Here is a 24,108-nt window from a genome sequence, read left to right on the forward strand (position 1 = left end):
GGCTTGCTCCCCGTCTCCCGCACGAAAGGCGCGTGGTGGCGTGGGTAGCCTCGGCCCATGGACCCGCAGCCCCGCCTCGACCCCGGCACCCACCACGACGTCGCCGCCCCCGCCTCGCCCGTCGCCGACGCCGCGCCTGAGGACCAGGCCGCGCCGGGAGATCCGGCCTCGCCGGTCGCCCCCGCCTTCGCCCCGTCCGCCCGCTCCCAGGTCCCGCCGTTCACGGTGATGACCATCCTCGGCCGGGTCGCCGAGCTGCGCGCCGCCGGCCGCGACGTCATCAGCCTCTGCGCCGGGGAGCCGGGCGGGGGCGCCCCGCCCACCGTGAGCGCGGCCGCGGCCGAGGTCCACGCCTCCGGCACGCCGCTCACCTACACCCCCGCACTGGGCCTGCCGGAGCTGCGGGCCGCCGTCGCCGGTCACTACCGACGCTGGTACGGGATCGACGTGCGCCCCGAGCAGGTGGCGATCACCACCGGCTCCTCGGGCGCGTTCATGCTCGGCTTCCTCGCGGCGTTCTCCCCGGGCGACCGCGTGGTGCTGCCGCGCCCCGGCTACCCGGCGTACCGCAACATCCTGGCCGCGCTCGGGGTGGAGGTGGTGGACGTGGACGTCGACGCCGGCACCCGCTACCAGCCCACGGTCGCCCACCTGGAGGCGGCGCTCGCGGAGGGCCCGGTCGCGGGGCTCGTGCTCGCCTCCCCGGCCAATCCCACGGGCACGATGGTCAGCGCCGACGAGCTCGCCGCCCTCGCGTCCTGGTGCGAGGCGCACGGGGTACGGCTGGTCTCGGACGAGATCTACCACGGGATCGTGCACCCGCGGTCGGGCGACGACGACGGCGGCCCGGCGGGTGGCGGGGCGGCGGGCGGTGCGCCGGGTGCGGAAGGCTCCCGCTTCCCGCACGAAAGCGTGGGGGCGTGCGCGTGGGCGACCTCCCGCACCGCGATGGTGATCAGCTCGTTCTCCAAGTACTGGGGCATGCCCGGCTGGCGGCTGGGCTGGATGCTCCTGCCGGACGACCTCGCCACCACGGTCGACGGCCTCGCCGGCTCGGTCGCCCTGTGCCCGCCCGCCGCGGCCCAGGAGGCGGCCGTCCACGCGTTCAGCGAGGAGTCCTACGCGTTCTGCGAGGAGCAGGCAGCCGGCTTCACGGCGACGCGCGGCGTCGTGCTGGCCGCCCTGCCCCGGCTCGGCTGGGCCGACGCCGCCCCCGCCGACGGCGCCTTCTACCTGTGGGCCCGCCTCGCCCCGGGCATGCTGGCGGAGTTCGGCAGCGCCGTCGGCTACTGCGCGGCCCTGCTGGAGGAGGCCGGCGTCGCGCTGACCCCGGGCGACGACTTCGACGCCGTCCACGGGCCCGAGTTCGTCCGCCTCTCCTTCGCCGCCGGCCCGGACGCCGTCCACGAGGCGCTCGAGCGGATCGTCGCCTGGCACGCGGCGCGCGGCCTGGCCTGACGGGCCCCGCCGCGCGCCGTACCGCCCGGCGCCTCAGCCGCCCAGCCGGTAGTGGCGCTCGAGCGGCGTGCCGTTGACGGCCCGGTCGCCGCGTCGAGGGCGTCACGTGCCGGTTCCCGCGACGGGGCGGCGTCCACCGCCGTATTGCGAAGCATCCGCAACAGTCTTTATTGTGAACCGGTCGCATCTTCTCGCCCTCGTGAAAGGCTCCCCGTGACCCACTCCGCCCCGCAGCGCCGTTCCGCGCCCACCGCCGCCTTCTCCGCCACCCTCGCCGCCGCGGCCATCGCCCTCACGGCGTGCGGTGGGGACGCCGCCCCGTCTGGCCCGACGTCGGCCCCCGCCGCCGCCTCGGGCGGCGCCGAGTCGACGTCGGGTGAGGCGACGGCGGCCTCCTCCGTCTCCGAGGAGGAGCGCGTCGACCCGACCCGGACCACCGAGGTCTCCGCGGTGACCCCGCGCATCCTGCTCTCGCACGAGGACGGGCTCACGCTGCTCGACGCCGAGTCCGGCGAGGTGGTGAAGGAGCAGGACGTCCCGGGCTTCACGCGGCTGAGCAACGCCGGCAACGGCAAGGACGTCCTGGTGACCACCGGGAACGGCTGGGAGGTGTTCTCCAGCGGCATCCAGGCCAAGGCCCACGGCGATCACGTCCACAACTACGAGTCCGCGCCCGGCATGACCGGCGTGACGTTCCCGGGTGAGCACCCCGGCCACGTCGTCACCCACAACGGCAGGACCACCCTCTTCGCGGACGGCACGGGCGCGATCCGCACCTTCGACTCGACCCACCTGGACAAGGCGACCCCGGACCTCATGCCCGTCATGACGGAGGCCGAGACCGAGGACCCGCACCACGGCGTGGCGCTCGAGCTCTCCGACGGCACCCTCTTCACCACGCAGGGCACCGAGGACTCCCGGGACACGCTCCAGGTGATCGACCCGACGACCGGCGAGGTCACGGCCGAGACCGACGACTGCCCCGGCAGTCACGGCGAGGCTGCGGCCCAGCCGACGGAGGCGGGCGACGTCGTCGTGATGGGCTGTGAGAACGGGCCCGTCGTGTACCGGGACGGCGAGTTCCACAAGGTGGAGGTCGAGACCGAGTACCAGCGCTCCGGGAACCTGTTCGGGCTGCACGACTCGCCCATCGTCCTGGGTGATCACAAGGTCGAGGAGGAGCCGACGGAGGCTGTCGAGCGGCCCACGGCGATCGCCCTCATCGACACCCGCACCGATGAGCTCACCACCGTGGACCTCGGCTCCTCCTACTGGTTCCGCTCGCTCGGCCGCGCCGAGGACGGCTCCGCGGTCGTGCTGACCTACGACGACGAGGTCAACGTGATCGACGAGGAGACCGGTGAGGTCACCGCCGAGTACCCGGTGATCGAGCCGTGGAAGGAGAAGGACGAGTGGCAGGAGCCCGGCCCGATCCTCAAGGTGGCCGGGAACACCGCCTACGTCACCGACGCGGAGGCCCGGAAGCTCGTGGCCGTCGACCTGGAGACCGGCGAGACCGTCCTGGAGAAGGACCTGGAGTTCGCCCCGGTCGAGATGGCCGTGGTCACCGGCCGGCCGGAGTCCGTGAAGCCCGAGGAGGCCGCGGACGCCGAGTCCGGCCACGACGAGCACACCGACCACGATCACTGATCGGGCCGGACATGACGGCGGGGGTCAGCGCCGCGCGGCCGTGGCGGAGGCCGTGGCCCCCGCCGGAACCGGGTCCGACGCGTCGGCGGGGTGTCCGAGGCGCGGGGCGGACGGCTGGAGCGCGAACACGAGCAGCGTGAGCGGGCCGACGAACGGCACCAGCCCGAGGAACAGCCACGCGCGGCTGAAGCCGGCATCGTGGAGGCGCCGGGCGAGCAGGGCGAGCGAGGGGAGTGCGTGCGTGACCCCCACCAGGAGGACGGCCGCGTCGCGGAAGAACAGGTCCGGGGAGCCGAGGATGAACACGTCCAGAACGGTGGACACGAAGTGAACGGCGGTCTGCAGGGGCCATACGTAGAGCACCGCGAGCCAGAAGTCGGCGCGGGAGGCGCGCCCGCTGAACTGCGCGTAGCCGGCGTAGTAGCGGCGGATGGCCTGAAGCATGTTCATGGTCCGGCCCTCAGTCTGGCCGAGGGGACGCCAGCAGCCCCTGTGCCGCCATTGCCCCGTCGATCAGCCCGCCCGAGTCCACCGGGTGCCGGAGGTGGCCGATCCCGCGGACGGGCGGGTCGTCGTCGTGGTGGGTCGGCCGCATGCGGCGGGCCGTGGTCGTGTCCGTCATGGTTCCCCCTCGCATCACGTGTGACCTGCGTCATCCTGCCATGGCGGGTGGACGGGTCGGGCCCCCTGTGGACAGGCCTCGATGATCATCAGCGGGTGCTCCGCCCCGTCGAATGGGCGGCCGCGCCAGTCGCTCCAGACGCGGTCCACCGCCAGCCCCGCCGCCGCGAGGTCCTCGGTCACCTGCTCCACGGAGCGGAACTGCAGGTGCTCCTCACCCTCGCGGACCACGCCCTCATCCGAGCACTCGGTGCGTCATCGGTGCACGACGACGCCGTCCGCGTCCGGCGCGTTCGTCGCCTCGGACTCGACGAGGCGACCGGCCGCCGTCGTCCGTTCCGTGGGCTCCTGCTGCCAGTCCTCCCAGGCGCGGCGGACGGGGTTGCGGGTCTCGAACAGCAGCCGACCGCCGGGGACCAGGCCGGCGGCGATGCGCCGCAGGGCGCCGTGCCAGTCCTGGCCGATCAGGTGCATCGCCACGTTCCCGCTCATGATCACCAGGTCCGCCGACGCCGGCTCGATCAGCTCCGCGGTGCCCCGCCGCCACTCGACGCGGTCCCCGCCGGGGCGCGCCCGGGCGACGCGCAGCATGGCCTCGGCCGGGTCGATCCCGACGACGGCGCGGTCGTCGCCGGTCAGCGTCACCGTGAGCGATCCGGTGCCGCAGCCGAGATCGACGATCCGCCGGGCGCCGGACTCCTCGGCCGCCCGGCGGAAGTACGCGTGGTCCTCTCCGGGCGGGTTGTCGAGGTCATAGAGGGCGACGACGCGAGCGTCATCGTAGGCGCGGCGGTTCGTCTCGGCCGGGTCCAGATGCATGGACGGCACCGTATCCTGAAGATGACCGCATGCACCGGCAGCTGGACCACGAGGAGTTCGACCAGCGGCTCGAGGGCTGAGCCGCCCTGATCTGCCGCGCTCACCCCACAAAGACGCAGAAGGGGTGGCCGGCCGGGTCCGCGAACACGTACAGGGGCTCGTCGTCGGAGCGGTCCAGGACGAGGCGCCCGCCCAGGCCTAGGACGTGTCTGACAATGAACCCGGGGGCCAGCTGACACCATGGAGCGCATGTCTCGTTTCGGGACACAGGCGCGGCATCTCGGGGCTTCTGCGTGATCGCCGGACCGGGAGGCGGCCGCCGTGGTGCTGGCGACCCTGGATCGCCAGGATCCTGAGTACCTCTACGTGGCCCTGGTGGCCGCGACCGCGCCCTGCCGGATGGAGGCCGTGGGTTTCCACACGGGCACGTTCCCGCACGGGCTGAGCTGGAAGGCCACGGAGGAGGCGGAGACGGTGCTCAACGCCGCTGTGACCATGGGCCCGCGTGAGGCCGCCGCCGGTGCGCTGGCCATGCTGGCCTACGTGTCCTGGCTCCGGGGCGAGGGCTCCCTGACCGATGACCGGCTAGCGTTCGCCAAGGCATGCGCGCCGTGACCGCCATGATCGGGCGCCACCGCGGTGGCCGCGGTGGCCCCCGATCCCGCCCTGGCCTGAAAGCCCATCAAGGGCAGACCGAAACGGCCCGGGAGCCGCTCACCGGCGGCCCCCGCCGTGTCGAGGACTCGGCGGCACGGCCCGGTGCGCTGCACGCTGCGTACAGCGCATCGGACCGGGCGAGCACATAAGCCAGCTTGAGCGAAACATAATGGTGCGCTCAGGACGGTTCTTCCTGTCGACCCCGCTGACCCAAGAAAGCCACTACTGGCGGAACGCTCCTCGTGCTTGCATCGAATAAACGACTACAAGCAGGAAGACAAGTAGGTGGGCAGCCATGCCGGCAATGTATAGCCACGCTCCCCAGTACCCACTTTCACCCGGCAATCGAAATGCGGTCAACCCGGATAACATAAGGGCAGGGGCTAGAGCAAACACCCAGGGAGTGCCCCTTAAGTGCCCCTCGGCACTCTTTAATCGCCTAGATAAACCCCAGGACGCCACCGAGATAATAATCGAAGTGACCGCGAATCCTAGGGAGAAGGACGAGTGCCGCTCGCCCGTCCAGCCCGATGTAGTCATAATTACCCAGGTCGCAGGAATTATTAGTTGTAGAAAGGCAATGCCAACGATCATTGTTCGCAATCCCCCAATTCTCTAATACCCCGTAACATCGGCTACTCAGTTCCCATCCCAGTTCTTCGTTTTCGCCTTCACAACTTCATATTAGACGTTCGCAACGCCTCGGCAGCTTGCCCTACTCGACCCCCCGCCAGCGCCGTTCGCTACAGCAGCAGGCTGCCCACGGCGGGGGCCGCGGGGGCTCAGGACCACTCCCTCCACCGCCGGCGACTCCTTTCTTCGACCCCTGGACTGGCTCAGCAGTTGCCCGCGGCCAAGAGCACCGTCACCGTGTTCTCGGCCCATACCGTCGGACCGCACTACAGACCATGTGCCAAGCTCAGCCGGAGCTCCGGTGGGGGCGACGTGAGATCCGCGACGCCCACTCCGGCGCCAGCAGCTCGCATCGTGACTACAGCCAGATCTCGGCGACACGCCCCGCCCTGACCGCGCTCGGGGGATACACGCCACCCCACCCGCGGTATGTGGTTTGACACATCGGGAGGTATTCGGCCTCCTGCACCCCTACCGGAGGAGGCAGCTCATCGAGCAGCGGACCATCACCTACGCCGACGGCTACAACGCGGCCAAGACCTTCTACATGCGCCGTGAGAACCACGCATGGGCCGTGGCCCACCACTGGCGCGCCGTCACCGAACACCCCAAGGGCGCTCACTCCATCCAGGTGCTCACCATGCTCCTCCCCGAGCTCGTGCGCGCCCTCGCCGCTCACGAGCTCGACCACCCCCAGCCCTGAGCCAGCACTTCCCCCGACGGGCACGGACCGCACGGTCCCCGCCCGTCGGCGTTCCCGGCCCGCGCTAGCGGATCGAGGGCCTGGGCTCCTGGCCCACGCTGGCGGGGCCACGCCGGCGCCACGTGGCCAGCAGAGGTCTCAGCCGAAGACACCGCCGAAGGCCATGGCGGTGGCGGTCTCCACGACCCCGGTGACCGCGGAGCCTAAGGCGTGGTCGTGGGACGCGCGGTAGATCTCCGCGACGGAACGGACGTCGACGGCGTCGATCACCGGCTGCTAGAGCACGGGGCGGGTGACCATGGCCACGCATTAAGCGACCTCGGTGTCCGCGTCAGCGTCTCGGCCTCAGTCGACGTCGTCGCTCCCCGGATCCACCCACCGAGCGGCCGGCACGACGGCGGCCTGGGTGATGTTCCCGAGCAGGACCATGAACCCCCAGAGGGCGGCGTCGGCCAGCAGCCACGGCCCGGCATGAGCGCGGTCGGCGTAGGCCAGCAGGTGCAGCCCCACGGCCACGGCGCAGCCGACCGAGCCGAGGAGGATGCACCGCCAGGACATCCAGGGCGCCGTCCGTGGCGGACCGGCCACCCGCGTCGAGGGCGTTGGAGGCGACCAGCCACCGCGCCCGTCTTCCCGCCGGCGGGGGCGGTCCGCCCGGGGTGCTCCGCGTCAGGCCCGGGAGTCTGACACACCCCCTCCACGCCAGTCCGTCACACCGGGTCCGCCCCGGCCCGCCGCGCCCCGGAGAGGCTCCGGCCGGTCCCGGATGACGCGGCGGCGGCTCATATTTCGCGCGAGCCGGCCGTCCGCTGGACTCGCAGCGGCCCGCCGCGTGGGATGGGCTCACCACCCATCCAGAGCGGCCGAGAGATCTGGCTCGACGACGCCGCAGCAACCCGCCCGACGGACCCGGCCCCCCGGGAACGGCAGGCCCGGTGCTACCGCCAGGACCGATGGAGGAGAGCAGATGCCCCGTCATGCCACACAACAAGTCCACGCCGGCTACGAGCCCGCCGCACCCCACCGGCCGGTCGTCCCGCCCATCCACCAGACCACGGCGTTCCGTTTCCCGGATCACGCCACGGCGGCATCGATGTTCCGGCTCGAGACCCCCGGCTTCACCTACAGCCGCACGGGCAACCCGACCGTCGCGGTGTTCGAGAACCGCCTCGCCGCGCTGGAGGGCGGCATCGGCGCGATCGCCACGGCCACCGGCCAGGCCGCCGTCGCGCTGTCCCTGCTGGCGCTGCTGCAGGGCGGCAATCACCTGGTCGCCTCCAGCCAGCTCTACGGCGGCACCGTGGACCTGCTGACGGACACGTTCGCGGACTTCGGCATCGAGGTCACCTTCGCGGACCCGGCGGACCCGCCCGCGTGGGCCGCCGCGGTCCGGCCCGACACCCGCGCGTTCTTCCTCGAGGCCATCACCAACCCGCTCGCCACCCTCCCGGACCTGCCCGCGCTCGCGGACCCCGCCCACGCGGCCGGTGTGCCCGTGGTGGTGGACAGTACCCTCGCGACACCGGCCCTCTACCGGCCGCTGGAGCACGGCGCCGACGTCGTCGTGCACTCGGCCACCAAGTTCCTCGGCGGGCACGGCGCGGTGCTCGGCGGCGCGATCGTGGACGGCGGCACGTTCGACTACGGCGCGGCGCCGGACCGGTGGCCGCAGCTGGCCCGACCCAAGGCCCGCTACGGCGGGCAGACGCTGGTCGAGCGGCACGGCCGCGGCGCCTACCTGACGCTGGCCCGCAGCAAGTTCCTGCACGACCTCGGCCCCACCCTCGCCCCCGCGAGCGCGGCGCAGTTCATCCAGGGGCTCGAGACGCTCGACCTGCGCGTGGCCCGCCACACCGCCACCGCCCTGGCCGTGGCCGAACACCTGGCCGGGCACCCCGCCGTCGCGCGGGTGCACCACCCCGGCGTGGCCGGGCATCCCAGTGCGGCGCTGGCCGCCCGCGACTTCCCGGACGGCGTCGGCTCGGTGTTCTCCTTCGACCTGGCCTGCGGCCCCGAGGCCGTGGCCCCGTTCCTCGACGCGCTCGAGCTGTTCCAGCTGGTGGTCAACGTCGGCGACGCCCGGTCTCTCGTCTCCCACCCCGCGACCATGACGCACTGTCGCCTGACGCGGCAGCAGCGCGAGGCCGCCGGGATCGCCGAGACCACTGTCCGGCTCTCCATCGGGCTGGAGTGTCCCGACGACCTGATCGCGGACCTGGACCGTGCCCTGGCCGTGGTGTCCGCCGCCGGGCCGTCCGTCCCCGCCGCCACGCCCGCCGTCCCCGAGACCGCCGCCGTCACCCTGGAGGTGCGCTGAGATGACCGCCGTCCACCACACCACCCGCCCCGTGTCCCGTCCCGCCGTCCGCGGCTTCACCACCACCGCCGTGCACGCCGGCCAGGAGCCCGACCCGCTGACCGGCGCCGTGGTGCCGCCGATCTACCAGGCCAGCACCTTCGTGCAGGACGGCATCAACGTGCTGCGCGCCGGGCACGAGTACAGTCGCGGCTCCAACCCGACCCGGAACGGCTTCGAGACCCAGCTCGCCGCCCTCGAGCACGGCGACCGGGCGTTCGCGTTCGCCTCCGGACTCGCCGCCGAGGACGCCCTCCTGCGGGCCGTGCTGCGCCCCGGCGACCACATCGTGCTGGGCGGCGACGGCTACGGCGGCACCCATCGCCTCATCACCACCGTCCTCGAGCCGTGGGGCGTGTCCAACACCCCCGTGGACATCACCGACCCGACGGCGGTCGCCGCGGCCGTCCGCCCCGGCCGCACCGCGCTGCTGTGGGTGGAGACGCCGTCCAACCCGCTGCTCGGCATCGCAGACCTGGCCGCATGGGCGCAGATCGCCCACGACGCCGGCGCGCTGCTGGTCGTGGACAACACGTTCGCCTCGCCCTACCTCCAGCGGCCCCTGGACCTCGGCGCGGACGTGGTGGTGCACTCCACCACCAAGTACATCGGCGGGCACTCGGACGTGCTCGGCGGCGCCGTGGTGGTGGCCGACCGCGAGTTCCGCGGCCGGGCACTGGCCGAGGCGGTGGCCTACCAGCAGTTCGCCGCCGGTGCGGTCGCCGGCCCGCAGGACTCCTACCTCGCCGCCCGCGGCCTCAAGACGCTCGGCCTGCGCATGGACCGGCACGGCGCCAACGCCGCCGCGCTCGCGGGCTGGCTGCAGGGCCGCCCCGAGGTCGCCCAGGTCTTCTACCCCGGGCTGCCCGACCACCCGGGCCACGACCTCGCCGCGCGGCAGATGGACGGCTTCGGCGGCATCGTCTCCGTGCGGCTGGCCGGGGGAGAGGCCGCGGCCCGCGCGTTCGCCGAGGCCACCGAGCTGTTCGCGCTCTCGGTCAGCCTCGGCGGGGTCGAATCGCTGCTCTGCTACTCCTCCGAGATGACCCACGCCTCCGTGCGGGGCACGCCCCTGGCCGTCCCCACGGACCTGGTCCGGCTCTCCGTCGGCATCGAGGACGTGGCCGACCTGCAGGCGGACCTCGAGGCCGGCCTCGAGTGCGCCGCACGCGTCGCCGCCGGCCGCGGGACGCCGTCGTCGTCCGCGGTGCCCCGTCCCGCCCCCGTCCACCACCGCACCACCCGCGTCCGCACCCCGGAGAGGACCCGATGAGCCACGCCACCCTTGTCCCGAGCACCGTGCCCACCCGCGTGGACGACCTGACGTTCAGCATCCACACCACGCCGTTCGACGAGGACTACACGCCCGCCGCCAGCACGCGCGCCACCACGAACTTCGCCAACCTCGCCCGCGGCGCGGACCGGCGGGAGAACCTGCGCGCCGCCCTGGCCATGATCGACGGGCGCCTCAACGACCTCGCCCCCTGGGACAACCCGGAGCGGGACCGCTACACGGCGCGGATCGAGATCGTCTCGATCGACGTGCACTTCACCGCCGACGACGGCGCAGACGTCGACTTCCCGCTCATGGAGATGCTCGACGTGCGGGTGGTCGAGCGCGCGACGGGCGCCGTGCTCGGCCGCAGTGTGGGGAACAACTTCTCCTCCTACGTCCGCGACCACGACTTCTCCGTGGTGCTGCCCGCGCACGCGGCGACGTCGCCGGGGACCGAGGAGCCCGACGGCTTCGGCGACAAGCACGGGCGGCTGTTCCGGCACCTGCTCGACTCGCAGGCGTACCGGGAGCGGTTCCCGCAGCCGCCCGTGATCTGCATCAGCGTGTCCACGAGCCGCACCTACCGGCGGCTGACGAACGAGCACCCGGTGCTCGGAGTCGAGTACCGCCAGGACGAAGCCTCCCGCACGGACCGCTACTTCGGCCGGATGGGCCTGGGGATCCGGTGCTTCCTGCCGCGCGGGGCCGTGGCGCCGCTGGCGTTCTACTCGCGGGGCGACCTGCTCAACGACCACGCGAACCTCTCCCTGGCCGGGCTGATCGCCACCATGGAGACCTTCCAGCGGATCTACCGGCCGGAGATCTACAACGCGAACGCCGGGGCCGGCGAGGTCTACCGGCCGCGCCTGGACCACGGCGACTTCTCGCAGACCCGGATCGCCTACGACCGCGAGGAGCGGGCCCGCCTCGGCCGGGAGCAGGGGGAGTACACGCAGGAGCACTTCGTGGGCCCGCACCGCGACCTGCTGGAGCGCTGGGCCGCCGCCCACGCCGCACGAGACACCGAGGAGACCCGATGACCACCCTGATCCCCACCGCCCTCGTCGGCAGCCTGCCCAAGCCCGGCTGGCTCGCCGAGGAGGAGACGCTCTGGTCGCCCTGGAAGCTCGAGGGGGAGCAGCTGCGCGAGGGCCAGCTCGACGCGCTCGCCCTCGCCGTGGCCGACCAGGAGCGCGCGGGCATCGACATCGTCTGCGACGGCGAGCAGACCCGCCAGCACTTCGTCACCACGTTCATCGAGCACCTCGGCGGCGTGGACTTCGACCGGCGCGAGACGGTGCGGATCCGTGACCGGTACGACGCGAGCGTGCCGACCGTCGTCGGGGAGGTGGGCCGGCCGGCGTCGGTCTTCGTGGACGACGCGAAGGCCCTGCGCGCGCGGACGGACCGGCCCATTAAGTGGACCCTGCCCGGGCCGATGACCATGATCGACACCCTCGCCGACCGCCACTACGGCAGCCGCGAGAAGCTCGCGTGGGAGTTCGCGCGCATCCTCAACGAGGAGGCGCGGGAGCTGGCGGCGGTGGGCGTCGACGTCGTGCAGTTCGACGAGCCCGCGTTCAACGTGTTCTTCGACGACGTCCGCGACTGGGGCGTGGCGACGCTCGAGCGTGCGGCCGAGGGCCTGACGTGTGAGACGGCCGTGCACATCTGTTACGGCTACGGGATCAAGGCGAACAACGACTGGAAGGCCACGCTGGGGCAGGAGTGGCGCCAGTACGAGACGTCGTTCCCGCTGCTGCGCGAGTCCACGATCGACACGATCGCCCTGGAGCGGCACCATTCCCGGGTGCCGGCGGAGCTCATCGGCCTGCTGCGCGGCAAGAAGGTGATGGTCGGCGCGATCGACGTGGCGAGCGACGAGATCGAGACGCCCGAGGAGGTGGCCGCGACCCTCCGGGAGACCCTTGAGTTCGTGGACGCGGACAAGCTGATCGCGAGCACCAACTGCGGCATGGCGCCGCTGGCTCGCTCGGTGGCGCGGGACAAGACGGCGGCGCTCGTGGCCGGCGCGCGGATCCTCCGGGAGGAGCTGGGCGGAGAGTGAGGGGGGGTGCCGGCTCACCCCCACACGCCGGAATCGGCGATGAGCCGGACCGCGAGCACCGCCATGACCACCGCGATCACCACGTCCACCACGCGCCACGCCTTCGGGTCGGCGAGCACCCGGGCCAGCAGGCGCGCGCCGTAGCCGAGCGCGGTGAACCACAGGATCGAGGCGGCGACGGCGCCGGCGGCGAAGACCCACCGCGCGTCGGGACCGTGCTGGTTGGCGAGGCTGCCCAGCAGCACCACGGTGTCCAGGTAGACGTGCGGGTTGAGCCAGGTCAGCGCGAGTGTGGTGGCGATGACCGACCCCGCGGTGCGCGGCGCCTGCTCGGCCACGAGCCCCTGCGGGCGCAGCGCGGCACGCAGGGAGGAGACCGCGAACCAGAGCAGGTACAGGGCGCCGCCCCAGCGCAGCACCTCGAGCAGCCACGGCACGGCCTGCACGAGCGCGCCCACCCCGGCGGTGCCGGCCAGGATCAGCACGGCGTCCGAGGCCATGCACACCAGCACGACGGCGCCCACATGCTCCCGGCGCACGCCCTGGCGGAGCACTAAGGCGTTCTGGGCGCCGATGGCGACGATGAGGGCGAGTCCGGTGAGCAGGCCGGTGCCGGCGAGGGTCCACATAGGTGAGGACGCTAGAGCCCGGCCGGGCCTGAGCCAAACGAAGAGAACGACAGACGCCTAAGCTCTGCTTCATGAACCTGGATCAGCTGCAGGCGCTGCGTGCGATCGCGGACGAGGGCTCGTTCGAGGCGGCCGCGTACGAGCTCGGCGTCAGCGCCTCCGCGGTCAGCCAGCGCATCCGCGCCCTGGAGCGGGAGGTGGGCCAGGTGCTGCTCCGGCGCGGCACACCCTGCGAACCGACCGAGGCCGGTGTCGGCCTGGTGCGCGTGGCCCGGCACATGCGGGTGCTCGAACAGGAGGCGTGGGCCGGGCTGGGCCGCACGGCGGCCGGGCGCAGCGTCACCTCCCTGGCCGTGCCCGCCGACGTGCTGGGCACGTGGTTCGGGCCGGTCCTGGCGGAGGCCGCCGACTGGGACGACACGGTCCTGGACCTGCACGTCGAGGACCAGGACCACAGCGCCCGGCTGCTGCGCCGAGGCGAGGTGCTGGCCGCCGTCACCACGGAGCCGCAGCCGGTGCAGGGGTGCGCGGCGGGGCCGCTGGGGAGCATGCGCTACGTCCCGCTCGTGGCGCCCGCCCTGCTCGCGCGGCACGCGGCGGGCGACGTCGTCGACCTCGGCGCGATGCCCATGATGCGCTACAACGCGAAGGACGACCTGCAGCGCCTCGCGCTGAGCGGCGCCGGGCTGGACGTCGCCCCGCCCACGCACCTGGCGCCGTCGTTCGACGGGTTCCACCGGTCTGTCCGGGCCGGCCTGGGGTGGGGGATGCTCGTGGACGCCCAGGCCGTCGAGGACGTGCGCGCCGGTCGGCTGGTCCGCGTGCCCGGGCTCGACGACGTCCTCGTGCCCCTCTACTGGCAGGCGGCCACCCTGCCCGTGACGCGCCTGGTGCGGCTCACGCGGGCGGTGCGGGAGGCGGCCCAGCGGACTCTCGAACGGGGGTGAGGCGGCACCACGGGGTCGCGGGCCGTCAGCGACGTCGCAGCGGTGCCGGCGCCTCCATGGAGGCCTCGACCAGCACAGGCCGGAAGCCCAGCGCCTCGTTGACGTCGAGCATGTGCCGGTTCTCCTCGGCGTTCCACGTGATGATCGCGCGGGCCTCGGGCAGTGCGTCGCGGACGGCGATGAGGTTCGCCGCCTTCACGCGCATGCCGAGGCGGTGGCCGCGGTGCTCGGGCAGCACGATGGTGTCCCACTGGTCGATGAGCCCGTCGGGACGCGAGCGGGGCGCCACCAGCTCGCTCAGGGCGACGATCCGGCCGGTGGCACGGTGCCGCGCCACCGCGCGGAAGAGCCGGCCGGTCGTGAGGATCTGCCCGTCCAAGCGACGCACGCGGGCCGCGTCCCAGACCTGCTCCACCACGGTGCGTTCCCCGGAGGGCACGTCCGTGGCCATGCGGGCCTTGAGGACGGCGAGGTCGTCCTGCAGGGCCGCGTCGGCCGCACCTTCCCAGGCGTGGAGCTCGTAGTCCGACGAGACGCGTTCGGCCTCGGCCAGGGCGACGGCGGGGTCGATCCCCGGATCGGCGAAGTCATACCGGCTCACCCGCTCGATCTGGACGAGCGCGAAGCCGTAGGACTGGGCGAGACGCACGCCCGGATGCCCGGCGGGCACCGCGCCGGCGCCGTTGGGCGGGGTGAGCGCCCGTTGCCCGGACACCGGCCGCGGCGTCAGCGGCCAGGTCTCGAAACGGGTGAGGCCGGCGGTGTCCAGGACGAGTCGCTCGGCCAGTGCGCGGCCGTGGCCGCGTCCGCGGTGCCGCGGGTGGACATAGACGGTGAGGGAGGCCGCGTCAGGGTCGTCGACGTGGTTGATCAGGACGCGGGCGTAGCCGACCGCCTCGCCGTCGACGTACGCCAGGTAGCGGCGCAGCGTGTGGTCGGTCTCGGCGGCGGCCTGGATGAGCGCGTCCGTGGGGGTCTCGTCCCACTCGGTCGTGCCGATCAGCTCGTGGTTGTACTCGTCTCCGAGCTGGCAGTAGGCCCGCCAGTGGGGGTCGTCCGACGAGGCGGGCAGGGGGAATTCGATGATGTCAGGCATGCGGTGACTGCTTTCTGCAGAAAGGGGTGGGCGCAGAGGCACCCGTCGAGCCGTGCTCGAGACGGGCGCGCGGGGAGGTCCGGTGGTGGGTCGTCGGACCCACGGGGTCACTTCTGCTGCATCATGGGGTGAACTGTGTCACGACGCGGACCGGTGGGCAAGGGCCTTCGCTGTCGAGATGCAGGCAGATTTCACCTGACGCGCGGGGAACTCTTCGCATATCGGTCGGGATCCGGTCGACGTGACACTGGGTGTCCAGGTGCGCGCCCCCGCGGTCCCCAGGCATCGGCCGAGACATACGGGCGGCTGCCGCTCTAGCGCGTTGATTGTGGCGAGTCATGTGGCGAGTGAAACGCCGGGCCGGCAGCGCGCAGAGCGCGCCGCCGGCGGACGCGCCAGAAACGACCATTACGGCTCGACTGCGAATTGCGCCCCGTTGAAGGCATCCTGTGGCACGACCGCTCCCTCAAACACTCGCTCACGGTTGCCGGTGAACTGCGCCTCGGCGAACGAGGTGGTTTTGCCGGTGAACTGTGCCTCGGTGAACCAGGTGTGCTCGCCGGTGAACCGCGCCTCGGCGAACGTGGTGTTCTCGCCGGTGAACCGCGCCCGGTCGAACCAGGTGGTTTTGCCGGTGAACTCCGCTATGGCGAACGTGGTGTTCTCGCCGGTGAACTCCGCTCTGTTGAACCAGGTGTACTCGCCGGTGAACTGCGCCTCGGCGAACGAGGTGGTTTTGCCGGTGAACTCCGCTCTGTTGAACCAGGTGGTTTTGCCGGTGAACTGAGCCCTGTCGAACGTGGTGTTCTCGCCGGTGAACTGCGCCTCGGCGAACAAGGTGGTTTTGCCGGTGAACCGCGCCCTGGCGAACGTGGTGTGCTCGCCGGTGAACCGCGCCTCGGTGAACGAGGTGTGCTCGCCGGTGAACCGCGCCTCGGTGAACGAGGTGTGCTCGCTGGCGAACCGCGCCCGGTCGAACCAGGTGTGCTCGCCCGTGAACTCCGCCCCGGTAAACAAGGTGTTCCGGCCGGTAAAGCGAGCACCTATGAGGTTCAGGTCGACCAAGTAGGCGCCGATGAGGTTGAAGTCGAGCCCGCACCACGCGCCTCCTTCTTGTAGATGGTCGCGGAGGACAGCGCCGATGGTGGTACGGATCTTCGCGTCCGCAGCCCGTAGAGCTTCATCGGCGGGTGGGGGGAGGCGGAGAAACCCGCACAGCACGTCGACGCACTGCTGGCGCTGTTCAGGCCAGTCGTCGGCCAGGTTGGCCATCGCGTATACCCCGGCCAGCTGCACCGCCGCCCGGTCACTGCCGAGCTGGGTCGCGGCCTCACCGTAGCGGGACCGGAACGCCGCATCGACCTCTCTTTGGGCCGCAGCCTCGGCCCGTTGGCCTTCGGCGTCGCGCTCGAGGATGCGCTGTTTGAGCACGGAGATGGTCAGCGCGACCGCACCGCCTGCGCCGGCCACGACGGTCAGGGCGAGCTTCAGCAGGTCGATGCCCTTGACCTTGAGCCTGTCGCTGTCATCCCAGGGCCATACGCCTCGGAACATGAGCCACAGCACGATCGTGAGTACGGCGGCCACGATCAGGCCCAGGATCACGGCGGTGGCTGCCCAGCCCAGCACTCCCCACAGGCGCGGGTGTTTCACCCGTCCGCGCTTGGGCTTGGCCGCAGGCTGCGCGGGCACCATGCCGACTTTCGGGTGCGGGGGAGTGATTGGGCTGTCGCTCATGCGCCCAGTGTCGCAAACTCGTCGTTCGGTCCGCTCACTAACGAGGGATTTCGGCCAGGTGGCCGGGTCGGGGCGTGGCCAAGGCGTCGCACGCTCACGCGGTCTGCCCGCAAACGATGGCCGAAACACCAGATGGGCCGAAACCCGCAGTGACCGTTAGGGAACAAAGTCAGGACGCGCGAGGATGTCCACCCAACGGGGTCAACCTCAAGATTCAGAAGGCGTCTTCGGACCTCGAGGCTCATGGTTACCTCGAGCCCGGTGGTACCAGTTCGTACCGGCCCGTCCTCACGTCCGCAGGCCTCGAGCTCGGACAGCGCTTCAACTTGGGCCTCATCGACGAAGTGATCCGCATCCGTGAACAGGAGCATCAACTCATCTGGAACCGTGTTCTTGCCGTTCAACGGTGTCAGCCGGCTCCCTGTTTCAAGCTGCCACCATGCGCCCATGCTTCTACCGTAACCGAGCTCCACGGACTACTTATGTGAACCCCATCCCCATAGCACGCCAGCCATGTCGAAATGGAGGCACAGCCTCGTGGGCACCAGGTCGACTGACCGAACGCGTTGATCGATCCCTTAGCAGCAGCGTGAGTGCGCCCTCCCACAGGGCCACCGTGGTAGATCAATCCGGCCAGCGGCCTCGTATGGTGTGTCCATGTTCAACGAGTCTTGGCCGTGGAAGCGCGATCTTGCCAACGCTGCCGAGCGCTTGGAACGGGCCCGGCTGGGCCTCCCTGCGGTCCTAGACCAGGCCGTCGATGGAGAACTAGATGGCGCGGATTCATATGAGGCGGAGATAGAAGCGCTCTACCTTGTTGAGCGGGACGTCGTGAACGGAGCCTTCGCCGTCCGGCGCCTGATCGGGATGCCGTCCAAGGTCACCAAAGCAACGAGGGAGACAAAGGCAAGAGTGGTCCGTTACCCCCTGCGGGTGGGCGCGAAGACGCCTGACGTCTGGGATGCCTTTGGAGATCTCGACATGTACGACATGGAGGCACCCGCGGAGGTGGTGGTCACGGCAAACGAGGTCTGTAACCTCTTCATTCACAGCCTCATCATGCGCTTCGCGTGGACCCTCGAATCTCTGCCCCTTGGTGACTGGTGGGCCCTAGACGAGAGTGATCCTCGCGTCGAGTGCACCCCGGACGAACTGGCTGGATGGCTGGTCGCTTCCGACAGGTCCAGTACCCAGCATTTGACTTTCATCCCGCTTCGTGAACTCGTTCGAGTTATGCGCCTCTTTGCTGAGGATGAGGTAACGATGGTGACGAATCGCCGGGACCCCCAAGGTCGTATGCATTCCACGGCATCGTGACACTGGTTGATTAACCTTGCCCTTTGCGGAGATCGCCCTCTGGTGAGCGTCGTGCAGATGCGTCGCATGCGGCATCCAAAAGGCCCGGCCGCCAACCTGCCCGCCATGGAGACCCACACTGGCCGAGCCCTGCGCGCGCAGCTCACGCGGAAGCATTCGTGAACTAATAACGCCCAGCCCGGCCCACTCCCACCGATCCGTGTACCCGGGCCTCGTGAGATGCGTCGCGCGAGGGTGCCCGCCGCCCATCCTGGCCGGGAGGAGGCCACGAGGTGGGGATGCCGCTCTAGGGTGTGCCTGAGAAACCGTCCAGTCGGGCATACCCCTTTACGCACCCCCGGCCCTACGAGACCATCACGTCAGAGTCGGTTCAGTTCGGACCCGTTGGACACAAGTGGCGGAGCGTCTAGGACGTGGTTGGACAGACTGTGGCCTATGTGCGGACCAGCTCGGCCGACCAGAACCTGGACCGTCAGCTCGAGGCGGTGGGGGAGTGCGACCGCATCTTCCAGGACAAGATCTCCGGCAGCTCGAGGGCCAAGCGCGCCGGGTTGGCGGAGCTGATGACCTACGTGCGGGAGGGGGACCTGGTGAAGGTCGCCTCCATGGACCGCCTCGGCCGCGACACTCGGGACCTCTATGCGATCGTGGACGAGCTCACCGCCAAGGGGTGTGCGGTGCAGTTCGTGTCCGAGCGGATCACCGTGGACAAGTCGGGCACCTCCCCGGTGGACGGGCTGATGTTGGGGATTCTGGCGGCGTTCGCTGAGTTCGAGCGCCGGCGGATCAAGGAGCGCCAGGCCGAGGGCATCGCCCTAGCCAAGGCCCGCGGCAAGTACGTGCAGGTCCCGAAGCTCTCGGACACCGACGTGGAGCAGGCGCGCGTGATGATCGAGATGGGGATCCCGAAGGCCGAAGTGGCGCGCACGTTCGGGGTGAGCCGGCAGACCCTGTACACCTCGTTGCGCAGGCAAGCCTCAGACTGAACCCCATCCTCGGCCGCCGGCGTCCCTTGAGTTTCTGCTTCAGTACGCGGGCGCGGCCTTGTACAGGGATTCAGCGTCTTGGGCTGCGTGGACGCCGGCCCGGACGACGTCGTTCTTCAAGTCCAGCACCCGCAGCTGGCCGTCGATCTCAGCGACGGCCTCGATCCGGCCGAATGCGTCCCCGTGGGCCTGGGCGTACTCGGCCAGGCCCCGCAGCTTCGGTAAGGCGTCGGCCAGGTGCGTGCCGTGGGGATCCACGATGTCCGCGCGGCTCATGCTCGACCTGGACCTCCAGCGTCTCGACGCCGTCGCCGTGCTGGGCCGCGGTCCCGCCGCGGACGCGCGCGAGGCCGAGCAGCGCCTGTGGGAGTCGGCCCTGGTCAGCGCCTGGCGGGAGGCGGACGAGATCGAGCGGCTGCCGCTGCCGCAGCAGTGGGACGAGGACGTCAAGCGCCGCGCCGCCGCCCTCGCCGCGCGGGTGGAGGACCTCGCCGCGCACCGCAGCGACGTCGCCGCGCGGGCGGAGCTCTAGCGCGCCGTGTCCTGCGGGAGGCGGTCGCGGTCGAAGGTGATGTCCGTGTAGCCGTGGGGCACCGGGTTGCCGTCCTCGTCCAGGGACACGAACACGATCTCCTCGATGGTCAGGATGACCTCGCCGCTGATGATGTTGCGGACCTTGGCCCGCATGGTCAGCGAGGTGCGGCCGAACTTCACGGCGCGCAGGCCCATCTCGATCATGTCCCCCTGGCGGGCGGAGGAGCGGAAGTTGATCTCGGAGATCAGCTTGGTCACGGAGCGCGGGTTGCCGAGCTGGATGATGGCGTAGATCGCCGCCTCCTCGTCGATCCAGCGCAGCAGGGACCCGCCGAAGAGGGTGCCGTTGGCGTTGAGGTCCTCGGGCTTGACCCACTTGCGGGTGCGGTAGGAGATGTCGTCGGCGGCGCGGCCGTGGTCCGCGCCCGGGGCGGTGGAGGTGTCCATGGCCCCACGCTAGTGCGCCGCGCGGACTCCGGTGCCGAGTCCCCGCGCGGGGGTGCTCGTGTGACGCGCGCCCTACGCTGGGGACCATGAGCGCCGCCTTCGACCACATCCGCCGCGACGACGGCGAGCACGTCGGCTACCTCGAGATGACCGACGACGGGCTGTTCGTGCCCCGCGACCGACTTCGCCGCGTCTGCGGTGATCCCATGGAGCTGGAGGAGGCGGAGGAGCTGCTGGACGCCGTCGGGCTGCGGATGCTCGCCGAGGACTGGCTGTTGGACGCCGCCGACGGCGGCGCGGCCCGGCGGGTGCGCATCCGCGAGATCACGCGGGACACGGTCACGGTGGCCCCGGTGCTCGACGACGCGGCGGTCGCCCTGTCCGTGGACCTTGCCCGGGCCGAGGTCCTGACGCTGCCCACGGATCGGCTGCGGCCGGCCGACGGCTGACGCCCGTCTCGCCCATTCGACCGACCCTCAGCGACATCACCGCAGTGCAGCGCCGCGGTGATGTCGCTGGGGCTCGGTGACTTCGGCGGGGCGGTGCAACGGGCTCAGTGCGTCGGCGCCTCCCCGCGGACCTGGCGCAGCACCTCGGGCAGGACGGCGCGCGCCCAGTCCCGGTAGCCGGCCCCGTTGGGGTGGAAGAGGTCGTGGGAGAGCATGCTGACCTGGTGGCGCAGCGAGGTGCGCCGGGTGGCCGCGTGCACGTCCGCGACGCCGAGGCCGTGGCGGGCGGCGATCACGCGGACGGCCGCATTCGCGCACTCCACGCGCGACTCGTACGGCGGGATGCGGAACACCGGGACGGTGCCGAGGGTCGCGCCCGCGGGCAGGCGCTGGGCGACCTCTTCGAGCGGGGCCGCGAACCGGTCCACGCGGAAGCGGACCGGCCAGGCGACGTCGTTCCCGCCGACCACGCACGTCACCGCGTCCACGCCGTCCGCGGGCAAGAGGGGGAGCTGGTCCGCCAGCACGTGCGCGGCGGTGGCGCCGGAGACCGCGAGGTTGAGCACGCGCACGGGCCGGCCGGTCCGCTCGGCCACGCCCGCGGCCACCTGCGCCACGTACGACTCCTCCACGCGCGCGGCCCCCACGCCGACGGCGGCCGAGTCGCCGAGGACCGCCCAGGTCAGGGCGTCCGGGGTCCCGACGTCGGCGCTCGCCGCCGCCTTCCAGTGCGCCCGGTACTCGGCGTCCTGGGAGGCGGCGCTGCGCCAGCGCGTGCGTCGCTGCGTCATGGTCCCCACGCTAGCGGCCTGCCGTCCCGCAGCGCGTTCCGGGACCGTGCGGGTGGGGCGGATCGACCTGACGATCGCGACATCCCCTGGGTTCTGCCGGCAGGTCATGTCGCGATCGTCAGGTGGGTCCGCGGCGGGCGATGGCGGTGCGCAGCAGCACGGCCTCCGGGAGCGTCACGTCAGGCCCAGGAAGCGCCGCAGCTCGTCGGCGCCCGTGATCCGCACCGGGTCGTCGCCGCGCACGAACTCGTCGGGGCGCAGCTCGAAGAAGACGTCGGTGGTCGGCATCCCGCGGCGCTCGGCCTGGCCACGGCCGGTCTCCATGCGGCGCGACCCGGCGACGTCGGCGCCGTTCATCGCCTGCACGCCGACGACCCGCCCGCCCCGGCGGACCACCAGCTCGATGCTCGCGCCGCCGCCCTGGGTGCGGGCCAGCGTGGAGGCGAAGAACCGCAAGTAGTTCGCCGGGATCTCCTCCGCGGGGGCGTCCGTCCACGGGAAGGCGAACGGCGTCCAGGACGGGTCGTGGATCCCGCCGGCGACGACGTCGAGCACCTCCGGGACGTCCGCCTCGCGCAGGGCGGTCATCCGCAGGTCGCCGGACTCCACCACGAGGCCGGAGGGCGGCCAGATCTCCTCCAGGGTGCCGGTCATGACGGGAGGCTGCCGGTGCTGGCGGGCCGCCGCCCCGTCAGCGCCCGCTAATCCCGCCCACGCCCGCTCTTGCCGCCGCTGATACGGTGGTCCGCATGTCATACAGAGGCATCGCATCGATGAGGCTCCGCTCCGCCCGCTGACGGCGGCGGCGACTCCTTCTCCCTGACTCCGCTCGCCGTCCTCGCATCCCGCCGGGCGGCCCCCTTCGTGCTGCCCGGCTCCATGACGAGCTGAGAGACCACGATGACTCTGACCCCTCCCCACGCCACTGCCCTGCCGGCGGGCGCCTCCGCCCACATCCGAGCCGAGTGCATCACGCTCACCCTCGGCGACCGCACCGTCCTGGACCAGGCGGACGTGACGGTCTCCGCCGGCTCCCGGCTGGCGATCGTCGGCGAGAACGGCCGCGGCAAGACCACCCTCCTCCACGTGCTGGCCGGCACGCTGGCGCCCGACTCGGGCACCGTGACCCGCGCCGGCACCCTCGCCCTCGTCGAGCAGGACCTCGACGCCGACGACGACCGCACGGTCGGCGACCTCATCCACGACGCCATCGGGGAGTCGCTCGCCGTCCTGGACCGTCTCGAGGCCGCCACCCGCGCGCTGGCCGAGGGCCGGCCGGGCGCGGACGACGACTACGCCCGCGCGCTCGAGACGGCCACCGCCCTCGAGGCGTGGGACGCGGAGCGGCGCATCGACGTCGCCCTGGAGGGGCTCTCCGCCTGCACGGACCGCACGCGCCCCCTGAACTCGCTGTCCGTCGGGCAGCGATATCGCGTCCGGCTGGCGGTCGTGCTCGGGTCGGCCGTGGACCTGCTCCTGCTGGACGAGCCCACCAACCATCTCGACGCCGGGGCCCTGGAGCACCTGACCCGTGCCCTGCGGGAGCATCCGGGCGGCGTCGCGGTGGTCACCCATGACCGCGCCCTGCTGAAGGACGTCGCCGAGACCTTCCTGGACCTGGACCCCACGTCCGACGGGCGCCCCCGGCAGTACGCGGGCGGCTACGCGGGGTGGGAGAAGGGTCGGCGCGCCGAGCGTGCCGCCTGGGAGCAGGCGCACGAGCAGCAGGTGGCCGAGCATGCGGCCCTCGCCGAGGCGGCCGAGGCGGCCCGCGGTCGCCTGCAGGACCGGTGGCGCCCGGACAAGGGCACCGGCAAGCACCAGCGGGCCACGCGGGCCGCGGGCGTGGTGCAGGCCTTCAACCGCCGGGTGCGGGACCTGGAGGCGCACGAGGTCACGGTGCCGGAGCCGCCCCGGGCACTGGCCTGGCCGGCGTCGTCCACCCGGGCCGCCCGCCCGCTGCTGAGCGCCGAGGGGGTCGACGTCGCCGGGCGCCTGCGCGGGCCGGTCTCGGCGGACCTCACGGGCGGCGACCGCCTGCTGCTCACCGGTCCCAACGGCGCCGGCAAGTCCACGCTGCTGCACGTCCTGGCCGGGCGCCTCGACCCCACGGCGGGCCGCGTCCTGCGGCACACGGGCGCGCGGATCGCCCTGCTCACCCAGGAGGCCCCCGCCTGGAACCCGCGGCACACAGCGCGCCAGGCGTTCGAGGTGCACCTGCACCGCCGGGGCCTCCTGGCGGACGACGACGGCGGGGCGCCGCCGCTCGCCTCGCTCGGGCTCCTGGAGCCCCGGAGCATGGACGCCCCCGTCGGCCGCCTGTCCCAGGGGCAGCAGCGGCGCCTCCACCTGGCCCTGTGCCTCGCCGAGCGGCCGGATCTGCTGATGCTCGACGAGCCCACCAACCACCTCTCCGCGACGCTCGTCGACGAGCTGACGGAGGCCCTCCGCGCGACCCGGTCGGCGGTGGTCGTGGCCACCCACGACCGGCAGATGCTCCGCGACCTCTCCGACTGGCCGCGGCTGGAGCTCACCGCCGAGGCGGTGGCCCGATGATGCCGACCGCCGCCCTGAAGCCGCTGTCCGCCTCGCTGCCCGCCGGCGTCATCGCCGACCGGGTGTCGAAGAAGCGGATCCTGGTGATCGTCCTCGCGGCGAACGCCGTGGCGGCCGGCACCGTCTCGGGGCTCGCCCTCGCCGGGGCGGCGCCGTACTGGCTCCTCGGGCTCTCGGCCCTGCTCATCGGGGCCTCGACGGCGTTCTTCTTCCCGGCCTACACGGCGCTGGTCCCGATGCTCGTCGACGAGGATCAGCTGATGGCCGTGCACGGCCTGGAGGGGGCGACGCGGCCCGTCGTCGGCCAGGCGCTGGCACCGGCCGTGGCCGGGGCTGTCATCGGCGCCGCGAGCCCGCCGGCCGGCGGCCTGCTGATCG

The 24,108-nt window shown here is 72.0% G+C and carries 27 protein-coding genes and 2 pseudogenes; 15 read left to right on the plus strand and 14 right to left on the minus strand.

The genetic code is table 11. From position 1 onward, the window contains the following. The first annotated feature begins 57 nt into the window (after window positions 1-57). Both HDA33_RS11185 and HDA33_RS11190 read left to right on the plus strand, forming a co-directional pair. On the plus strand, window positions 58-1,458 hold the full coding sequence (locus tag HDA33_RS11185; RefSeq protein ID WP_246416950.1) for an aminotransferase class I/II-fold pyridoxal phosphate-dependent enzyme: 1,401 nt from the start codon (window positions 58-60) through the stop codon (window positions 1,456-1,458). Window positions 1,459-1,671: 213 nt separating this feature from the next. Then, window positions 1,672-3,108, plus strand: a complete 1,437-nt coding sequence (locus tag HDA33_RS11190) for a PQQ-binding-like beta-propeller repeat protein (protein ID WP_184173282.1) — start codon at window positions 1,672-1,674, stop codon at window positions 3,106-3,108. 24 nt (window positions 3,109-3,132) lie between these two features. On the opposite strand, the gene HDA33_RS11195 is transcribed toward HDA33_RS11190, so the two are convergent. The 5 genes and pseudogenes from HDA33_RS11195 to HDA33_RS11210 all read right to left on the minus strand — a co-directional run. Continuing rightward, complete coding sequence (locus tag HDA33_RS11195; RefSeq protein ID WP_184173284.1) at window positions 3,133-3,558, minus strand: DUF805 domain-containing protein; 426 nt, start codon at window positions 3,556-3,558, stop codon at window positions 3,133-3,135. A 10-nt stretch (window positions 3,559-3,568) separates the two neighbouring features. Then, a complete protein-coding gene (locus HDA33_RS11200; RefSeq protein ID WP_184173982.1) occupies window positions 3,569-3,730 on the minus strand; it encodes a hypothetical protein in 162 nt (53 codons plus the stop codon). 14 nt (window positions 3,731-3,744) lie between these two features. Further along, on the minus strand, window positions 3,745-3,960 hold the full coding sequence (locus HDA33_RS12825) for a hypothetical protein (protein ID WP_338104349.1): 216 nt from the start codon (window positions 3,958-3,960) through the stop codon (window positions 3,745-3,747). Window positions 3,961-3,984: 24 nt separating this feature from the next. Further along, on the minus strand, window positions 3,985-4,548 hold the full coding sequence (locus HDA33_RS11205; RefSeq protein WP_246416951.1) for a class I SAM-dependent methyltransferase: 564 nt from the start codon (window positions 4,546-4,548) through the stop codon (window positions 3,985-3,987). Between the two features lie 100 nt (window positions 4,549-4,648). Then, window positions 4,649-4,756 (minus strand): annotated as a pseudogene (locus HDA33_RS11210) (VOC family protein); the annotation flags it as partial. A 113-nt stretch (window positions 4,757-4,869) separates the two neighbouring features. Here HDA33_RS11210 and HDA33_RS11215 point away from each other — a divergent pair. Together HDA33_RS11215 and HDA33_RS11220 are read left to right on the plus strand one after the other, a co-directional pair. Further along, complete coding sequence (locus HDA33_RS11215) at window positions 4,870-5,163, plus strand: hypothetical protein (RefSeq protein ID WP_184173286.1); 294 nt, start codon at window positions 4,870-4,872, stop codon at window positions 5,161-5,163. A 1,111-nt stretch (window positions 5,164-6,274) separates the two neighbouring features. Next, a complete protein-coding gene (locus HDA33_RS11220) occupies window positions 6,275-6,541 on the plus strand; it encodes a hypothetical protein (protein WP_184173288.1) in 267 nt (88 codons plus the stop codon). A 138-nt stretch (window positions 6,542-6,679) separates the two neighbouring features. On the opposite strand, the gene HDA33_RS12965 is transcribed toward HDA33_RS11220, so the two are convergent. Together HDA33_RS12965 and HDA33_RS11225 are read right to left on the minus strand one after the other, a co-directional pair. Then, the gene (locus tag HDA33_RS12965) at window positions 6,680-6,811 is read right to left on the minus strand and encodes a hypothetical protein (RefSeq protein WP_258299611.1); all 132 of its coding nucleotides are present in this window, start codon (window positions 6,809-6,811) and stop codon (window positions 6,680-6,682) included. 75 nt (window positions 6,812-6,886) lie between these two features. After that, a complete protein-coding gene (locus HDA33_RS11225) occupies window positions 6,887-7,099 on the minus strand; it encodes a hypothetical protein (protein ID WP_246416952.1) in 213 nt (70 codons plus the stop codon). Window positions 7,100-7,508: 409 nt separating this feature from the next. Between HDA33_RS11225 and HDA33_RS11230 the strand changes: the two genes are divergently transcribed. The 4 genes from HDA33_RS11230 to HDA33_RS11245 are packed head-to-tail and all read left to right on the plus strand — an operon-like array spanning window position 7,509 to window position 12,241. Beyond that, window positions 7,509-8,858 (plus strand): O-acetylhomoserine aminocarboxypropyltransferase/cysteine synthase family protein, encoded by a 1,350-nt coding sequence (locus HDA33_RS11230; protein WP_184173290.1) that lies wholly within the window; start codon window positions 7,509-7,511, stop codon window positions 8,856-8,858. Window position 8,859: 1 nt separating this feature from the next. Next, window positions 8,860-10,170 carry a cystathionine gamma-synthase gene (locus HDA33_RS11235; RefSeq protein ID WP_184173292.1) on the plus strand — a complete coding sequence of 437 codons (1,311 nt, stop codon included), beginning with the start codon at window positions 8,860-8,862 and terminating at the stop codon, window positions 10,168-10,170. Then, window positions 10,167-11,213: a putative oxygenase MesX gene (locus HDA33_RS11240; protein ID WP_184173294.1), complete on the plus strand. Its 1,047-nt coding sequence runs from the start codon at window positions 10,167-10,169 to the stop codon at window positions 11,211-11,213. The genes HDA33_RS11235 and HDA33_RS11240 overlap by 4 nt, the downstream gene beginning before the upstream one ends. After that, window positions 11,210-12,241 (plus strand): methionine synthase, encoded by a 1,032-nt coding sequence (locus HDA33_RS11245; protein WP_184173296.1) that lies wholly within the window; start codon window positions 11,210-11,212, stop codon window positions 12,239-12,241. The genes HDA33_RS11240 and HDA33_RS11245 overlap by 4 nt, the downstream gene beginning before the upstream one ends. 14 nt (window positions 12,242-12,255) lie before the next feature. On the opposite strand, the gene lysE is transcribed toward HDA33_RS11245, so the two are convergent. Then, window positions 12,256-12,870: an L-lysine exporter gene (gene lysE / locus HDA33_RS11250; RefSeq protein WP_184173297.1), complete on the minus strand. Its 615-nt coding sequence runs from the start codon at window positions 12,868-12,870 to the stop codon at window positions 12,256-12,258. Window positions 12,871-12,941: 71 nt separating this feature from the next. Here lysE and HDA33_RS11255 point away from each other — a divergent pair, with 71 nt between their 5' ends. Further along, window positions 12,942-13,817, plus strand: coding sequence for an ArgP/LysG family DNA-binding transcriptional regulator (locus tag HDA33_RS11255; protein WP_184173299.1), 876 nt, complete (start codon window positions 12,942-12,944; stop codon window positions 13,815-13,817). A 25-nt stretch (window positions 13,818-13,842) separates the two neighbouring features. Here the strand turns inward: HDA33_RS11255 and HDA33_RS11260 are convergent, their stop codons facing one another. Both HDA33_RS11260 and HDA33_RS11265 read right to left on the minus strand, forming a co-directional pair. Continuing rightward, the gene (locus HDA33_RS11260) at window positions 13,843-14,913 is read right to left on the minus strand and encodes a GNAT family N-acetyltransferase (protein ID WP_184173301.1); all 1,071 of its coding nucleotides are present in this window, start codon (window positions 14,911-14,913) and stop codon (window positions 13,843-13,845) included. Between the two features lie 408 nt (window positions 14,914-15,321). After that, window positions 15,322-16,650: a pentapeptide repeat-containing protein gene (locus tag HDA33_RS11265; RefSeq protein ID WP_184173303.1), complete on the minus strand. Its 1,329-nt coding sequence runs from the start codon at window positions 16,648-16,650 to the stop codon at window positions 15,322-15,324. A gap of 657 nt (window positions 16,651-17,307) precedes the next feature. Here HDA33_RS11265 and HDA33_RS11270 point away from each other — a divergent pair. Together HDA33_RS11270 and HDA33_RS11275 are read left to right on the plus strand one after the other, a co-directional pair. Next, the gene (locus HDA33_RS11270; protein ID WP_184173305.1) at window positions 17,308-17,967 is read left to right on the plus strand and encodes a hypothetical protein; all 660 of its coding nucleotides are present in this window, start codon (window positions 17,308-17,310) and stop codon (window positions 17,965-17,967) included. A 413-nt stretch (window positions 17,968-18,380) separates the two neighbouring features. Continuing rightward, the gene (locus HDA33_RS11275) at window positions 18,381-18,953 is read left to right on the plus strand and encodes a recombinase family protein (protein WP_184173307.1); all 573 of its coding nucleotides are present in this window, start codon (window positions 18,381-18,383) and stop codon (window positions 18,951-18,953) included. Between the two features lie 39 nt (window positions 18,954-18,992). Here HDA33_RS11275 and HDA33_RS11280 read toward each other — a convergent pair whose 3' ends face one another. Beyond that, on the minus strand, window positions 18,993-19,229 hold the full coding sequence (locus HDA33_RS11280; RefSeq protein WP_184173309.1) for a hypothetical protein: 237 nt from the start codon (window positions 19,227-19,229) through the stop codon (window positions 18,993-18,995). Here HDA33_RS11280 and HDA33_RS11285 point away from each other — a divergent pair. Then, the gene (locus tag HDA33_RS11285; RefSeq protein ID WP_184173311.1) at window positions 19,213-19,485 is read left to right on the plus strand and encodes a hypothetical protein; all 273 of its coding nucleotides are present in this window, start codon (window positions 19,213-19,215) and stop codon (window positions 19,483-19,485) included. The two genes, HDA33_RS11280 and HDA33_RS11285, sit on opposite strands and share 17 nt — an antisense overlap. On the opposite strand, the gene HDA33_RS11290 is transcribed toward HDA33_RS11285, so the two are convergent. After that, window positions 19,482-19,934: an acyl-CoA thioesterase gene (locus HDA33_RS11290; RefSeq protein WP_184173313.1), complete on the minus strand. Its 453-nt coding sequence runs from the start codon at window positions 19,932-19,934 to the stop codon at window positions 19,482-19,484. The two genes, HDA33_RS11285 and HDA33_RS11290, sit on opposite strands and share 4 nt — an antisense overlap. An 86-nt stretch (window positions 19,935-20,020) precedes the next feature. Between HDA33_RS11290 and HDA33_RS11295 the strand changes: the two genes are divergently transcribed. Continuing rightward, the gene (locus tag HDA33_RS11295; RefSeq protein WP_017488148.1) at window positions 20,021-20,383 is read left to right on the plus strand and encodes a hypothetical protein; all 363 of its coding nucleotides are present in this window, start codon (window positions 20,021-20,023) and stop codon (window positions 20,381-20,383) included. Window positions 20,384-20,487: 104 nt separating this feature from the next. Here HDA33_RS11295 and HDA33_RS11300 read toward each other — a convergent pair whose 3' ends face one another. Together HDA33_RS11300 and HDA33_RS11305 are read right to left on the minus strand one after the other, a co-directional pair. Further along, entirely contained in the window at window positions 20,488-21,174 is a 687-nt protein-coding gene (locus HDA33_RS11300; protein ID WP_221432998.1) for an SGNH/GDSL hydrolase family protein, read from the minus strand. Between the two features lie 174 nt (window positions 21,175-21,348). After that, the gene (locus HDA33_RS11305; protein WP_184173317.1) at window positions 21,349-21,828 is read right to left on the minus strand and encodes a hypothetical protein; all 480 of its coding nucleotides are present in this window, start codon (window positions 21,826-21,828) and stop codon (window positions 21,349-21,351) included. 246 nt (window positions 21,829-22,074) lie between these two features. On the opposite strand from HDA33_RS11305, the gene HDA33_RS11310 reads away from it, so the two are divergent. Together HDA33_RS11310 and HDA33_RS13055 are read left to right on the plus strand one after the other, a co-directional pair. Next, window positions 22,075-23,730 carry an ABC-F family ATP-binding cassette domain-containing protein gene (locus HDA33_RS11310; protein ID WP_184173319.1) on the plus strand — a complete coding sequence of 552 codons (1,656 nt, stop codon included), beginning with the start codon at window positions 22,075-22,077 and terminating at the stop codon, window positions 23,728-23,730. Beyond that, window positions 23,730-24,092: pseudogene (locus HDA33_RS13055) on the plus strand (MFS transporter); the annotation flags it as partial. The gene HDA33_RS11310 and the pseudogene HDA33_RS13055, both read left to right, overlap by 1 nt. Between the last annotated feature and the right edge of the window lie 16 nt (window positions 24,093-24,108).

This window comes from Micrococcus endophyticus, assembly GCF_014205115.1.
GTDB lineage: Bacteria > Actinomycetota > Actinomycetes > Actinomycetales > Micrococcaceae > Micrococcus > Micrococcus endophyticus.

What these genes read in the sequence shown, in the direction of transcription:
- HDA33_RS11290 (WP_184173313.1), bottom strand. Translation starts at nt 19,934, where the DNA reads ATGGACACCTCCACCGCCCCGGGCGCGGACCACGGCCGCGCCGCCGAC.
- lysE (WP_184173297.1), bottom strand. Translation starts at nt 12,870, where the DNA reads ATGTGGACCCTCGCCGGCACCGGCCTGCTCACCGGACTCGCCCTCATC.
- HDA33_RS11185 (WP_246416950.1), top strand. Translation starts at nt 58, where the DNA reads ATGGACCCGCAGCCCCGCCTCGACCCCGGCACCCACCACGACGTCGCC.
- HDA33_RS11285 (WP_184173311.1), top strand. Translation starts at nt 19,213, where the DNA reads ATGTCCGCGCGGCTCATGCTCGACCTGGACCTCCAGCGTCTCGACGCC.
- HDA33_RS11295 (WP_017488148.1), top strand. Translation starts at nt 20,021, where the DNA reads ATGAGCGCCGCCTTCGACCACATCCGCCGCGACGACGGCGAGCACGTC.
- HDA33_RS11205 (WP_246416951.1), bottom strand. Translation starts at nt 4,548, where the DNA reads ATGCATCTGGACCCGGCCGAGACGAACCGCCGCGCCTACGATGACGCT.
- HDA33_RS11235 (WP_184173292.1), top strand. Translation starts at nt 8,860, where the DNA reads ATGACCGCCGTCCACCACACCACCCGCCCCGTGTCCCGTCCCGCCGTC.
- HDA33_RS11310 (WP_184173319.1), top strand. Translation starts at nt 22,075, where the DNA reads ATGACTCTGACCCCTCCCCACGCCACTGCCCTGCCGGCGGGCGCCTCC.
- HDA33_RS11270 (WP_184173305.1), top strand. Translation starts at nt 17,308, where the DNA reads ATGTTCAACGAGTCTTGGCCGTGGAAGCGCGATCTTGCCAACGCTGCC.
- HDA33_RS11300 (WP_221432998.1), bottom strand. Translation starts at nt 21,174, where the DNA reads ATGACGCAGCGACGCACGCGCTGGCGCAGCGCCGCCTCCCAGGACGCC.
- HDA33_RS11195 (WP_184173284.1), bottom strand. Translation starts at nt 3,558, where the DNA reads ATGAACATGCTTCAGGCCATCCGCCGCTACTACGCCGGCTACGCGCAG.
- HDA33_RS11245 (WP_184173296.1), top strand. Translation starts at nt 11,210, where the DNA reads ATGACCACCCTGATCCCCACCGCCCTCGTCGGCAGCCTGCCCAAGCCC.
- HDA33_RS11200 (WP_184173982.1), bottom strand. Translation starts at nt 3,730, where the DNA reads ATGACGGACACGACCACGGCCCGCCGCATGCGGCCGACCCACCACGAC.
- HDA33_RS11225 (WP_246416952.1), bottom strand. Translation starts at nt 7,099, where the DNA reads ATGTCCTGGCGGTGCATCCTCCTCGGCTCGGTCGGCTGCGCCGTGGCC.
- HDA33_RS11305 (WP_184173317.1), bottom strand. Translation starts at nt 21,828, where the DNA reads ATGACCGGCACCCTGGAGGAGATCTGGCCGCCCTCCGGCCTCGTGGTG.
- HDA33_RS11230 (WP_184173290.1), top strand. Translation starts at nt 7,509, where the DNA reads ATGCCCCGTCATGCCACACAACAAGTCCACGCCGGCTACGAGCCCGCC.
- HDA33_RS11255 (WP_184173299.1), top strand. Translation starts at nt 12,942, where the DNA reads ATGAACCTGGATCAGCTGCAGGCGCTGCGTGCGATCGCGGACGAGGGC.
- HDA33_RS11240 (WP_184173294.1), top strand. Translation starts at nt 10,167, where the DNA reads ATGAGCCACGCCACCCTTGTCCCGAGCACCGTGCCCACCCGCGTGGAC.
- HDA33_RS11265 (WP_184173303.1), bottom strand. Translation starts at nt 16,650, where the DNA reads ATGAGCGACAGCCCAATCACTCCCCCGCACCCGAAAGTCGGCATGGTG.
- HDA33_RS11280 (WP_184173309.1), bottom strand. Translation starts at nt 19,229, where the DNA reads ATGAGCCGCGCGGACATCGTGGATCCCCACGGCACGCACCTGGCCGAC.
- HDA33_RS11260 (WP_184173301.1), bottom strand. Translation starts at nt 14,913, where the DNA reads ATGCCTGACATCATCGAATTCCCCCTGCCCGCCTCGTCGGACGACCCC.